Origin of the sequence: Arthrobacter sp. IK3 (genome assembly GCF_051337705.1) — a bacterium.
Lineage (GTDB): Bacteria > Actinomycetota > Actinomycetes > Actinomycetales > Micrococcaceae > Arthrobacter_B > Arthrobacter_B koreensis.
Window position 1 is genome coordinate 116,593 of sequence record NZ_JBPPSW010000001.1, and the last position, 12,751, is coordinate 129,343.

The 12,751-nt window shown below is 66.7% G+C and carries 11 protein-coding genes and 1 pseudogene; 6 read left to right on the plus strand and 6 right to left on the minus strand.

Translation table 11 applies throughout. The annotated features are described in order from the left end of the window. Positions 1-54: 54 nt before the first annotated feature. On the minus strand, positions 55-930 hold the full coding sequence (locus ACSLGO_RS00570; protein WP_436399695.1) for an aminodeoxychorismate lyase: 876 nt from the start codon (positions 928-930) through the stop codon (positions 55-57). Positions 931-1,011: 81 nt separating this feature from the next. Between ACSLGO_RS00570 and cls the strand changes: the two genes are divergently transcribed. After that, entirely contained in the window at positions 1,012-2,478 is a 1,467-nt protein-coding gene (gene cls, locus ACSLGO_RS00575) for a cardiolipin synthase (protein WP_377955234.1), read from the plus strand. A 6-nt stretch (positions 2,479-2,484) separates the two neighbouring features. Here cls and ACSLGO_RS00580 read toward each other — a convergent pair whose 3' ends face one another. The 3 genes from ACSLGO_RS00580 to ACSLGO_RS00590 are packed head-to-tail and all read right to left on the minus strand — an operon-like array spanning position 2,485 to position 5,977. Further along, positions 2,485-4,617 carry a chorismate-binding protein gene (locus tag ACSLGO_RS00580; protein WP_436399696.1) on the minus strand — a complete coding sequence of 711 codons (2,133 nt, stop codon included), beginning with the start codon at positions 4,615-4,617 and terminating at the stop codon, positions 2,485-2,487. Continuing rightward, complete coding sequence (locus ACSLGO_RS00585) at positions 4,614-5,123, minus strand: low molecular weight protein-tyrosine-phosphatase (RefSeq protein ID WP_386885482.1); 510 nt, start codon at positions 5,121-5,123, stop codon at positions 4,614-4,616. Before ACSLGO_RS00585 ends, ACSLGO_RS00580 begins: the two co-directional genes overlap by 4 nt. Before the next feature lie 50 nt (positions 5,124-5,173). Further along, positions 5,174-5,977 (minus strand): methyltransferase domain-containing protein, encoded by an 804-nt coding sequence (locus ACSLGO_RS00590; RefSeq protein ID WP_091601803.1) that lies wholly within the window; start codon positions 5,975-5,977, stop codon positions 5,174-5,176. Positions 5,978-6,148: 171 nt separating this feature from the next. Between ACSLGO_RS00590 and ACSLGO_RS00595 the strand changes: the two genes are divergently transcribed. From ACSLGO_RS00595 to ACSLGO_RS00615, 5 genes and pseudogenes are all read left to right on the plus strand, one after another. Next, the gene (locus ACSLGO_RS00595; protein WP_433122405.1) at positions 6,149-6,595 is read left to right on the plus strand and encodes a flavodoxin family protein; all 447 of its coding nucleotides are present in this window, start codon (positions 6,149-6,151) and stop codon (positions 6,593-6,595) included. 191 nt (positions 6,596-6,786) lie between these two features. Further along, the gene (gene dnaK / locus ACSLGO_RS00600) at positions 6,787-8,673 is read left to right on the plus strand and encodes a molecular chaperone DnaK (RefSeq protein WP_091601809.1); all 1,887 of its coding nucleotides are present in this window, start codon (positions 6,787-6,789) and stop codon (positions 8,671-8,673) included. A 2-nt stretch (positions 8,674-8,675) separates the two neighbouring features. Then, positions 8,676-9,287 (plus strand): nucleotide exchange factor GrpE, encoded by a 612-nt coding sequence (locus ACSLGO_RS00605; protein ID WP_436399697.1) that lies wholly within the window; start codon positions 8,676-8,678, stop codon positions 9,285-9,287. Positions 9,288-9,385: 98 nt separating this feature from the next. Beyond that, positions 9,386-10,375 (plus strand): DnaJ C-terminal domain-containing protein, encoded by a 990-nt coding sequence (locus tag ACSLGO_RS00610; protein WP_193313186.1) that lies wholly within the window; start codon positions 9,386-9,388, stop codon positions 10,373-10,375. 69 nt (positions 10,376-10,444) lie between these two features. Then, positions 10,445-10,822 (plus strand): annotated as a pseudogene (locus ACSLGO_RS00615) (heat shock protein transcriptional repressor HspR); the annotation flags it as partial. A 156-nt stretch (positions 10,823-10,978) separates the two neighbouring features. On the opposite strand, the gene ACSLGO_RS00620 reads toward ACSLGO_RS00615, so the two are convergent. Together ACSLGO_RS00620 and ACSLGO_RS00625 are read right to left on the minus strand one after the other, a co-directional pair. Further along, positions 10,979-11,797, minus strand: coding sequence for an ABC transporter permease (locus tag ACSLGO_RS00620; RefSeq protein ID WP_436399698.1), 819 nt, complete (start codon positions 11,795-11,797; stop codon positions 10,979-10,981). Then, a complete protein-coding gene (locus ACSLGO_RS00625) occupies positions 11,794-12,744 on the minus strand; it encodes an ABC transporter ATP-binding protein (RefSeq protein ID WP_091601818.1) in 951 nt (316 codons plus the stop codon). Before ACSLGO_RS00625 ends, ACSLGO_RS00620 begins: the two co-directional genes overlap by 4 nt. Between the last annotated feature and the right edge of the window lie 7 nt (positions 12,745-12,751).

The window sequence follows — 12,751 nt, forward strand, 5'->3', positions numbered from 1 at the left end:
GACGGGCGCAGCCGCCATGGCTGCGCCCGTGCGGATTCCGGCTGGTGGCCGGGGCTACAGGACGGTTTCCACCAGGGCTGCCAGCTCATCGGTGAGCTCACGGGAAACCGGTACCGGGCTGCCGTCGATCGACTTCACGGGTGCGAGCAGGCGGATGCTTGAAATCAGCCACACGCCGTCGGCCTGCATCAGGTGGGTGGGCTCCAGCGGACCGTAGCCGAGCTGCCAGCCTTCCTTCTCTGCCGCTGCGAACAGGGCGCTCTGCGTGGTACCGGGCAGGATTCCGCTTTCAAGCTCCGGGGTAAGCAGCGTCTTGACTCCGTCCTCCACCACGGCCAGCACCACGGTGGAAGTGGGGCCTTCCAGGACCTTTCCGTCGGATGACGTGAAGATGACGTCGTCGGCGCCGTGCTGTTTTGCGAACCTGAGCGCAGCCATGTTCACCGCGTAGGACAGCGTCTTGGAACCCAGCAGCAGCCACGGAGCGCGCTCTGCCAGGGAGGAGTCGTAGCCGCGGTCCAGCAGGAGCACGTCCAGGCCTTCCTCCCGCTGGCGGCCGGTGGATTCGGGCACGGGGGATGCCGCCACCCATGCTGTCGGTGAGCCGGCGCCCTCGGGTCCTCGGGTCAGCATCAGCTTCACGACGGCGGGCGCATTCCCGTGTACGCGGGCAAACTCGGCCAGCGCCGTCGCGATGGCCGGTTCCCAGACCTGCGGCGCGGGGAAGTCCAGCTGCAGCGCAGCCGCGGAGGAGGCCATCCGCTCCAGGTGCATGCCCACCTTCCGGGCATGCCCGTCCACGGCCAGCATCGACTCGAAGACTCCATCACCGCGGGTGGCCCCGAGGTCCGTTGCCATCAGCTGCGGCTTGGACGCATCCGCGATGCGGCCGGCGGGATATGCGGGGTCCAGGAAAACCAAAACAGTCATGCAGCAAGCCTAGTGGCCGCGGAGCCCCATTCCGGGCGCTAGGCTGAAGGGAAGGTTGGGTGGTCGGAGGGAAAAGCGCACGTGTGGTGGACGGTTACTGCTCCAAATTGGCTGGCGACGAGCCTGACAATCCTGGACTTCGCAATCCGGATCATTGCCCTGGGCATTGTGCCCGGAAACCGGCGCCCCACCACGGCCATGGCCTGGCTGCTGGCGATCTTCTTCCTTCCGGTGCCCGGAATTATCCTGTTCGCCCTCTTTGGCAACCACCGCCTCTCCGAGCAGCGGGTTGAGCGCCAGACACAGATCAACAAAAGGGTCCGTGAGAACACACGCGAGCTGGAAGCCGAGTCTTCCTCCTACTCCGGACCGGAGTGGGTGCTCTCAGCCGTGGAACTCAACCGGCGGCTGGGCTCACTGCCCAGCCTTGACGGCAACAAGGTGGAGCTCCAGCGCGACTACGAGGAATCCATCCGGCAGATGACCGACGCCGTCCGCGGTGCCACCAAGTACGTGCACGTCGAGTTCTACATCATGAGCTACGACGCCGTCACCCGGGAATTCTTCACCGCGCTGCGCGATGCCGCCGAACGCGGCGTAACCGTGCGCCTGCTGTTCGACCACATTGGCACGCTGCGCGTGAAGGGCTACCGGCAGCTGCTCAGGGAACTCAAGAGCAGCCGGATCCAGTGGCATCCCATGCTGCCCATCCAGCCGCTCCGGGGCCACTGGCGGCGCCCGGACCTGCGCAACCACCGCAAGATCCTCGTTGTGGACGGCGTACTGGGTTTCACCGGTTCGCAGAACCTGGTGGAGCCCGGCTACCGCAAACCCGGCAACCACAAGATGGGCCGCAAGTGGGTGGAGCTCATGAGCCGGCTCGAGGGCCCCGTGGTGGATGAAATCAACGTGGTGTTCGCCACCGACTGGAACATGGAGACGGACGAGAACCTCGAACAGGAACTGAGCCTCTACGAGTGGACCTCCAAGCCGGGTGAAGTCACCTGCCAGGTGGTCCCCTCCGGCCCCGGTTTCACGACCGAGAACAACCTGCGCCTGTTTACCTCGCTGCTGTACTCCGCCTCCGAACGCATCTCGATCACCAGCCCCTACTTCGTCCCCGATGATTCACTGCTCTACGCCATTACGACGGCGGCACAGCGCGGAGTGCAGGTAGAGCTTTTCGTCTCCGAACGCGGTGACCAGTTCCTGGTGGACCATGCCCAGCGTTCGTACTACGAGGCGCTGATGGAAGCCGGAATCCGGATCTGGCAGTACCCGGCCCCGCTGGTGCTGCACGCCAAGCACTTCACCGTGGACAACGACGTCGCTGTCCTGGGTTCCTCCAACATGGACATGCGCTCTTTCTCCCTGAACCTGGAGGTTTCCATGATGATGTTCGGCGGGGACATCGTGGAAAAGATGCGCCAGATCGAGGACACGTACCGGAGCCTGTCGAAGGAGCTCATCCTCGACGAGTGGCGCAACCGCCCCGTGTGGCAGCGCTACGTGGACAACGTGGCACGCCTGACCGCCACGCTGCAGTAGGTCCGCTTACCCGGGCGGAACCACTGAGCCCAGCGCACTGAGCACGCCCCTGGACTTGGTCCGGACTTCCTCCCATTCAGCTTCCGGGTCGGACCCGGACGTTACAGCCCCGCCCACGCCTAGGCGCAGCGAGGTACCCCCTGCACCGTCCGGATGCAGCTCGAGTGTGCGGATCACCACCGAGAGGTCCGCGGCGCCGGTCAGCGAGAAATAGCCAAGCACCCCGGAATAGAACCCCCGGGGAGCGGCCTCCAGGCGGTCCAGGATCTCCATGGTGCTGACCTTGGGTGCGCCCGTCATTGAACCGGCGGGAAACGCGGCGGCCACGGCTTCTGCCCGGCTGGCTCCGGGGGCGAGCTGTGCGTCGATAGTGCTGACCAGCTGGTGGACCGTGGCGTAGCTTTCCACCACGCACAGCCTGGGAACCGCAACGGTGCCCGGGATGGCCAGCCGGGAAAGGTCATTGCGCATCAGGTCGACGATCATGATGTTCTCCGCGCGGTCCTTGACGCTTTCCAGGAGGTCCCGGCGGAGTGCGGCGTCCTCGGCCTCGGTGGCACCGCGCGGCCGGGTGCCTTTGATGGGCTCGGCTCGCAGGTTCCCGCCGGCGCTGATCCGCAGGAAACGTTCCGGGGAGGTGCCCAGCAGGGCGGTGCCGTTGACGTGCAGCAGCGAGGCGAAGGGTGCCGGGCTCCGGCGCCGCATCAGGCCATAGAGTTCCCTCATGTGCCGGGGCGGTACGGGAGCCGGCAGGGTAGCCTCCAGTGCCGTGGTCAGGCAGATCTCGTAGCTGTTGCCTTCCCGGATTTCGTCCTGGGCCCGGCGGACCTTGGCCAGGTAGCCTGCGCGGCTGTCGCGGAAGGTGAAGGCCGGACCTCCGGGTTGGGTGTCCGGCAGGGTGTCGGCGGGTGTGCCGGTACCCTTTCCTGCACTGTTCCGTGCGCGGCCCACGGCGTCCAGGGCCTCCTCGAACCAGCGTGCAGCCGGATCCCGTGCAGCGGAGGCCTCCTGGCCGGACGCCGCCCCGGGCTCTTCCAGGTCGGGATCGTGCAGCCACAGCATATGGACCTGGGACAGTGCATGGTCCAGCACTACGGCGCGGGCCGCGAAGATGAGTGCGGCATCCGCTTCGGGACCCGGCTGGCGGCCTGGTGTAGCACCTGTTTCCCGTTTCAGCCCATAGCCCAGCGCGCCCACCCAGCCAAGGGCAAACGGACAGGGATACGACGCCGGGACCTCCACCGGTGGCCTGCCCCACTCATGATCAAGCCAGCGGAAGAACGGGCCGGGGATGTTCACGGTCACCGGGCCCCAGGCCACCCGGGTGTTCCCGGACGCATGGACGGCATGGCGGCCCAGCGCCCCGCCGTCGTCCGCCATGATGCTGAACCGGCTGCGCTCCGGCGGGCTGCCGCCCGCACCGGCCGAACCGGCGTCGGAACTGTCCAGCCACACAGCGTTGGAGCTGTTGCCGAACAGTGCACCGAAAAGCGCCTGCGGATCCGGTGCACCCGCTAACGTGCGGATGGAGACTGCCGGTCCCGGCTGGGGAAGGCCAAGGCCGGGAGCGGGAAGCGGCAGGGAGTCCAGTGCGCGCAGGACATACCGGTGGAGGGGGAAGCCGGCGGCACCGCTGGCGAGTACAACGTCCGCGTCCTCAACAACCTGGTCGGCGGCAGCCCAGCGGGCTTCCTGCCGGGCCCAGCGGTCCCAGTGCGGCGCGTACGTTTCACCGTCGCGGGCCAGGGCGCGTTCCCTGCGGAGCTCCTCGGGCGCCTCTACCCACACCACGGCATCGAGCAGGGCTCGGGCGGCGCGGTGTCCGGCACCGACACCTTCGAAAATGACGATCTCCGCCGGTTCGGTCCGCCGCGGCTCGTCATAGTGCCCGGCTTCCCAGTCCCAGGCCTGCCAGCTTGCTTCCCGGCCCAGGGCAAGCGGGGCCAGCACTTCGCGCCGGTAGTACTCCATGCCGTCCTGCAGGCCGTCCCAGCCCGGATATACGTCTTCCAAATGGAACACGGCAACCGAACGGTGCGCCCGCAGTGCGGCAGCCAGCTCCAGCGCAAGGCTGGTCTTGCCGGCCCCGGAGAATCCGTCGACGCCGATCAGCAGCGGGCGCCCGGCGGCAGCAGTCATCTGCTGCCGTCCGCCAGCGCAGCGCGGACGTACTCCACCACGCCCGGCACCGCAGCCTCAATCAGGGCATACGAAGAATCGAAGTCGGACATGTCCCCGTACCAGGGGTCCGCTATGCCCTGTGCGCTCGCCGGCAGGTCCGCGGCAGCCGGATCAAAGCTGCGGAGCATGCGGATCTTGTTCTGGTCCTTGGCCGGAGCCTCGGCCCGCAGGTGGCTCAGGTGTCCGTGGTCCAGGGCGAGGATCAGATCCCGGGAACCGTACCAGTCCGCCTCGAAGGCGCGGGCCCGGAAACCGTCCAGGACGGACTCACTGTAACCGTGCTGACGCAGTTCGGCCGCAGTCCGCGGGTCCATAGGGCGTCCCGCCTCCCACCCCGTCACACCAGCGGAGTCGACTTCCGTCCGGGACCCAAGTCCGGCTTCGGCCAGGGCACGTTCAATGCTGAACTGGGCCATGGGCGAGCGGCAGATATTGCCGGTGCACACGGTGATGATTCGGTACATGCTTCCAGCCTACCCAGCACCGGATGCCGCGCTGCGTCAGTGCAGGTCCGTCATGCCCGGGCCAGCAGCTCCCCGTTCGGCATCAGGAACCAGCCGTCCGGCGAATCCGCCCAGCGCTTCCAGCCGGCGGCGATCCTGGCCAGGTCCTCCCCGGTGGCAAGGCCGCGTTCCAGGGCCTGTTCGGCGTAGGCGGAGTGGAGCACCCGGTCAGCCCATGCACCCGCGTGCCAGCGGCGGCGTTCTTCGGTTGCGTACAGCCAGTTCGACGACGACGGCTCAAGTTCGGTGAATCCCGCCTCGAGCGCCCAGGCCACGAGGCGGCGGCCGGCATCCGGCTCGGCGCGGTTGCCGCGGGCGATCTGCTGGTAGGTTTCCATCCACTCCTGCAGCTCGGGGACTTCCGGGTACCAGCTCATGGCCCGGTAGTCGGCGTCGCGCACTGCTACCAGGCCGCCGGGACGCGTGACGCGGCGCATCTCGTGCAGGGCCGCTACCGGGTCCGTGAGGTGCTGGAGAACCTGGTGGGCGTGGACCACATCGAACGTGTCATCCGGGAAATCGAGGTCGTAGACGTTTCCCGGCTGGAATTCAACGTTGTCCGCGCCCCGCTCGGTGGCCAGCGCGCGGGCCTGGACCAGCACGTCCTCCGAACGGTCCAGCCCGGTGACCAGCCCCGGTGCCGTCAGCGCTGCGAGGTCCACGGTGATGCTGCCGGGGCCGCAGCCTACGTCGAGGACCCGTAGGCCGGGCTGCAGGTGCGGGAGGAGGTAGGCAGCGGAATCGGCGGCGCTTCGGGTGGCGTGCGCGCTCACAACGCTGCGGTGGTGTCCATGCGAGTACGTGTCCTGGGCCATAGCAGGACGATACGCGGACCCGGCCCCGAAAACCCGCCGCAGCCGGGGAACAGGTCATGCTGTGTCATATCGTGCGGAGTTCCCCTGTCCGGTGCGCGGATAGCAGCTACCCCTTGTGCGCCCCGTGGACGCGGTGCCTTCATAGAACAGGGGGCCCGGAAAGGAACCCGGATGAAGGCCGTTGTGCTCTACGACTCTGCCTACGGAAATACCCGACGCATCGCCGAAGCGATCGCCGGTTCCCTCCGGGACGTAGACGCTGAAGCGATGCAGGTGCCGGGGTTCCGTCCGGAAACGCTTCAGGAGGGCGACCTGCTGGTGGTGGGCAGCCCGATCAACGGCTGGCGGCCCACGCCGATTGTCATGGCGGCCCTGGAGGCGCTGGGTCCGGACCAGCTCAACGGGGTGCGGGCGGCCGCCTTCGACACCCGGGTTCGGCTGTTCATCCACGGTGACGCCGCCGGGAAGCTTTCCGAGGAACTTCGCCGCCGCGGTGCGGAGATCGTTTCGGCGCCCCAGCCCTTTTACGTGAAGGGAACGGAAGGTCCGCTCCTCTCCGGAGAGGTTGAGAAGGCCCAGTTCTGGGGGCGTTCCCTGCTTCACGCGATCGGGGATTGACGGCGATGGATCCACGGCCGGAGGGTTGAGTGGATGTCGCTCAAGTTTGTTGACAAATGTACACCCCGGAGTAAAGTTGAGTGCAGAACGCTCAATATGCGCTACGGGTGGCGCACTGGACGCACCGGCTGGTTTGCCTGCCGGAGGCGCCCGGCAGCGGCCATCGATTTCCAAGGAAAGAGGAAGCAAATATGTCACGTGCAGTAGGTATCGACCTCGGAACCACCAACTCCGTTGTCTCCGTCCTGGAAGGCGGCGAGCCCACCGTTATCGCCAACGCTGAAGGCGGGCGGACCACCCCGTCGGTTGTTGCTTTCGCCAAGTCCGGTGAAGTCCTGGTCGGCGAGATCGCCAAGCGCCAGGCGGTCAACAACATCGACCGCACCATTTCCTCGGTCAAGCGCCACATGGGCACCGACTGGAGCGTGGACATTGACGGCAAGAAGTACACCGCCCAGGAAATCTCCGCCCGCATCCTGCAGAAGCTGAAGGCCGACGCCGAGGCGTACCTGGGCGAGAAGGTCACCGACGCCGTCGTGACCGTCCCCGCATACTTCAACGACGCCGAGCGCCAGGCCACGAAGGAAGCCGGCGAAATCGCCGGGCTGAACGTCCTGCGCATCGTCAACGAGCCCACCGCAGCAGCACTCGCCTACGGCCTGGACAAGGGCAAGGAAGACGAACTCATCCTGGTCTTCGACCTCGGCGGCGGTACCTTCGACGTCTCCCTGCTGGAAGTTGGCAAGGATGAAGATGACTTCTCCACCATCCAGGTGCGCGCCACCGCCGGTGACAACCGCCTCGGCGGCGACGACTGGGACCAGCGCATTGTTGATTACCTGCTGAGCCAGGCCAAGGCCAAGGGTGCAGACCTGTCCAAGGACAAGATCGCCCTCCAGCGCCTGAAGGAAGCAGCGGAGCAGGCCAAGAAGGAACTCTCCTCGGCGACCTCCACCAACATCTCCCTGCAGTACCTCTCGGTGACCCCCGAAGGTCCCGTCCACCTGGACGAGCACCTCTCCCGCGCCAAGTTCCAGGACCTGACCAAGGACCTGCTGGACCGCACCAAGAAGCCGTTCAACGACGTCATTGCCGAAGCCGGCATCAAGGTCTCGGACATCGACCACATCATCCTGGTCGGCGGCTCCACCCGTATGCCCGCCGTTTCCGAGCTGGTCAAGGAACTGGCCGGCGGCCAGGAGCCGAACAAGGGCGTGAACCCGGATGAGGTTGTGGCCGTTGGCGCAGCCCTGCAGGCCGGTGTCCTGAAGGGTGAGCGCAAGGACGTACTGCTGATCGACGTCACCCCGCTTTCCCTGGGTATTGAGACCAAGGGCGGCGTGATGACCAAGCTGATCGAGCGCAACACGGCCATCCCGACCAAGCGCAGCGAGACGTTCACCACGGCCGATGACAACCAGCCCTCGGTGGCCATCCAGGTCTTCCAGGGCGAGCGCGAGTTCACCCGGGACAACAAGCCGCTGGGCACCTTCGAGCTGACCGGCATCGCGCCGGCCCCGCGCGGCGTGCCGCAGGTCGAAGTCACCTTCGACATCGATGCCAACGGCATTGTCCACGTGTCCGCAAAGGACAAGGGCACGGGCGCTGAGCAGTCCATGACCATCACCGGCGGTTCCTCCCTTTCCAAGGAAGACATCGACCGCATGGTCCGCGAAGCCGAAGAGCACGCTGCCGAGGACAAGAAGCGCCGCGAGGCCGCAGACGTCCGCAACTCTGCCGAGCAGCTGGCCTACTCGGTGGACAAGCTCCTCACCGACAATGACGACAAGCTCCCCGAGGACGTCAAGTCCGAGGTCAAGGGTGATGTCGATGCGCTGAAGAAGGCACTGGAAGGCACGGACAACGACGACGAGGTGAAGACCGCGTTCGAGAAGCTCCAGGCCTCCCAGACCAAGCTCGGCGAGGCGATCTACTCGCAGGCCCAGGCAGCCGGCGAGCCGGGTGCAGGCGCCGGGGCTGAGGGTGGTTCCGCAGCGGGTGAAGGCGCAGGCGGTTCGGCTGCAGGCGATGAAGACATCGTGGATGCCGAAGTAGTCGACGACGAAGAAAAGAAGTAGCCATGGCTGCTGAGGACGCGAACGGAAACCAGACCCCGGGCAACGAACCCGAGGAAAACCTGGACCCCCAGTCACAGCAGGCAGGATCCGCGGGCGAGCAGCCCGCCGCGGAGGGCGGCGCCGAGGGCGATGCCCTGTCCCAGGCGGAGGAAATCCTGAACAGTGCCGGTGCCGAAGCGCCCGCAGCTGCCGGAACCCCGGAAGCCGCGGAACTGCGCAGTGACCTGCTGAGGCTGCAGGCCGAGTACGTGAACTACCGCCGCCGCGTGGAGCGGGACCGCGACGTCGCCCGGGAAATGGCAGTGGTGGGAATGCTCAATTCCCTGCTGCCGGTCCTGGACGACATCGAGGCTGCCCGCAAGCACGGCGACCTGGCGGAGGGGCCTTTCGCTTCGATCTCCGTGAAGCTGGAAAACACGCTCAAGGGCTACGGCCTGAGCCGAATCGATGAGACCGGAGTGGAGTTCGACCCGAACGTCCATGAAGCGCTGATCCAGCAGCAGAGCCCGGACGTCACCTTCGACACCGTTACGCAGATCCTGCGCACCGGCTATAAGGCGAACGAGCGGGTGCTGCGCGCGGCACAGGTGATTGTCTCCGTTCCGGAGCAGTAGCACTTTGCGCCAGGGGCCGCCGAAAGGCGGTCCCTGGCGGCTCCGTACCGGAGCAGGCCTAAGCGTTGTTTATGCAAGACACAGGAAGGGGACACCAATTGGCTAGCCAGGATTGGGTCGACAAGGATTTCTACAAGATTCTGGGTGTTCCCAAGGACGCTTCCGACGCCGACATCAAGAAGTCGTACCGGAAGCTCGCCCGCAAGTACCACCCGGACCAGAACCAGAATGATCCGTCCGCGGAGAAGATGTTCAAGGATGTTTCCGAGGCCTACTCGGTGCTTTCCGACGCCGAGGAACGCCAGCAGTATGACGCCATCCGGGCCATGGGCAGCGGTGCCCGGTTCTCCGCAGGCGGCGGAGGCGGACCCGCCGGCGGCGGCGCCGGATTCGAGGACATCTTCGGCGGACTGTTCAACCAGTCCTCCGGGCGCTCACGCCGCACCACGTACAGCACCGGCGGAAGCAACATCCCGCCGGAGTTCGCCGACTTGTTTGGAGGCGGCGGTTTCGGCGGCGGAGGCTTTGGATCAGCGCCGCCCCAGAAGGGTGCGGACCGCACGGCCAGCACCACCATCTCCTTCGCCGGCTCCATCAACGGAACCGTCATTGGACTGCGTGAACCCAGCGGCGAAGTGGTAGAAGTCCGTGTACCCGCCGGCGTCAAGGACGGCCAGCGCATCCGGGTCCGGGGCAAGGGGATGCCGGGAGCTGCCGGCAACGGGGACCTCATGGTCACCGTGCACGTCACCCCGCACGACTTCTTTGTCCGGGACGGGAACAACATCCGCATCCACGTCCCCATCACGTTCCCGGAAGCGGCCCTCGGCGCCACCATTGAGGTACCCACGCTGACCGCGGACAAGGTCAAGCTTAAGATTCCGGCCGGCACGCCCTCCGGACGCACGCTGCGGGTCAAAGGCCGCGGCGTCCACACATCCAAGGGCAACGGCGACCTGCTGGTGACGGTCGACGTCGCGGTTCCCTCGCACCTGAACAAGGATGCAAAGGCGGCCGTTGAAGCTTTCGCGGACGCGACCAAGGGCGAGGACCCGCGCGCGGGCCTCGCGGCCAAGGCACGCCTCTAGCGCGTCAGGCGTATACGCCGCGCGCGCAGCTAATATAACGGGAACACCAGGAGAACGGAGGAGAGGGCAGTGGGCATCGACGTCAATGCGCCGATCTTCGTGATCTCGGTCGCCGCAGAACTGGCGGACATGCATCCGCAGACGCTCCGCCAGTACGACCGGCTGGGCATCGTCAGCCCCAGCCGGGCGCCCGGCCGGTCCCGCCGGTACTCGCAGCGGGACATCGAGATGCTGCGGGAGGTCCAGCGCCTGTCCCAGGAAGGCGTCTCGCTTGAAGGCATCAAACGGATCATGCAGCTGCAGCAGCAGGTGAACGGACTCCGCCAGCGCGTGGACCAGCTCTCCGCCGAGCTGGACCAGGTGCAGCAGCGCAGCTCCGACATGGGCCGGGTCTTCGCTGCCGGCCTGGCCGGGGACGTCGTCACGCTGTCCCGCGGGCAGCGCCCGCCCGCCGCCAGGGCAGCCTCGCGCAGCGGACTGGCAGCACTGGTTGCCCGCAGCCGCCGGGTCATGGCGCTGCCGGCAGGCAAGGGGGCCGCCGTCGAAACCGAGCTGGGCTACACGGCCGACCGCGGGGATTTCTTCCGCTCCAGCTAGCTGCGCTCAGCGGAAGCGGCGGCCCTGGTCCCGCCGGTTGGCCCACACCGCCCCCGCGCACAGCAGGATGGTCCACGCCAGGAAACAAATGACCGACGACGGCGCCAGCTCGGTTCCGGAAAAGACAGACACGGAGATGTCCCGGGCAGCCCGCGATGGCAGGAAGAGCGAAAAGGTGTTCAGCCCCGGGGAGAAGATTGCCGGCGGCAGCATCATTCCACCCGCGAAGGCCAGCGGGAAGAACACCACCTGGGTGAGTGCGATCGCCACCTTTGACGTGCACAGGTAGCCGATCAGCAGCCCCAGGAACAGGAACGGCAGGCCGCAGAGCAGCCAGACCGCCACGGACGCCGGAATTCGCCACCAGGACAGGGTGCCGTCGGTGTACAGCTGCAGTCCGGCGGTGGTCGCGGCGCCAACCGCCAGGACCGGTATGAGGGCGAAGAAGGCGAACATCATGGCGGTTACTGCCCGGGCCACCGTGGCGGGGAAAGCTCCGGCAGGCAGGGTGCGCACGTAACTGCTCCAGGGATTGGCCCGCTCCTCGGCCACGCCGATTCCGTAGTTGAACAGGAATGCGCTCATCACGCCGAACACGGCCAGCTGCGCGACCGAGATCAGCGAGGCTTCCGGGTTGGACGTCACCGCCGTCTGCGGCAGCACAAAGAAGACCAGCGCCAGGGTGGGGAAAACTGTTGAGGACAGCACCGCCACCGGGATTCGCAGCTGTTCAAGCACCTGCGCCCGGGTGTGGATCCGGATCAGTGTGAAGAGCGGCTTATTGGCGGGGAGTTTCATGTTTCCGGGAATTGCTGGGGTGCTCATCCGGCTGCCTTCCTGTCCATGGTGCGGCCCTGCCCGGCTCCTGCGGGGGAGTGGGTGAGCGAAATGAATGCTTCCTCCAGGCTCGCGGCGTGGACCTCGAGTCCGCGGAAATCCACCTCGTCCCGGACCAGCGTCCGAACTGTTGCATCGGCGTCGTGCGTGAGGATGGTGGTGGCGCCGGACGGCGCCAGGCTGGCTGACACTGTGTCGGGCAGGGAGTCGAAGAACGACGGCGGCAGGGCAGTGTGGAAGGAAACGCGGCTGACGCTGACCCGGCTGCGGATCTCATCCACCTGGCCGTCCGCCACCACGGTTCCGCTGTTGATGACCACCACGCGGCTGGCCAGGTTCTGGATCTCGTCCAGGTAGTGGCTGGTGATCAGGAGTGTTCCGCCTGCTGCGCGGTAGTCGGCCAGCCGTTCCCAGAGGTTCTCCCGTGCTTCCACGTCCAGGCCGGTGGTGGGTTCATCAAGGATCACCAGCCGGGGCCGGCCCACCAGGGCCAGGGCTACCAGCAGGCGGCGCTGCTGACCGCCGGAGAGTCCGCCGCACTGCTTGCCTGCCGCCGGGCCCAGTCCGAATCCGTCCAGCAGTTCGGCTGTGGGTATGGGGTTGGCGTAGTGCGACCCGACGAAGTCCACCGTTTCCCGCACCCGCAGGGTAGCGGGCACCGAGGTGGCCTGCGGTGTGGTGCCCAGCTGCTGGCGCGCCTGCGGGTTCCGCGGATCCCGGCCGAAGAGCTCAACCCGGCCGGAGTCCGGCTGGCGGAGTCCGCTGAGCAGGTTCAGCAGTGTGGACTTGCCGGCGCCGTTGGGTCCCAGCAGGCCAACGGTCTCTCCGGCGGTGACGGTGAAATCAATACCGTCCAGGGCGGACACCGGGCCGTAGCTTTTGCGGACGCCGTAGGCGCCGGAGAGGACTTCGCCGCGAGGGGAAGGAATGGTCATGGTTCAA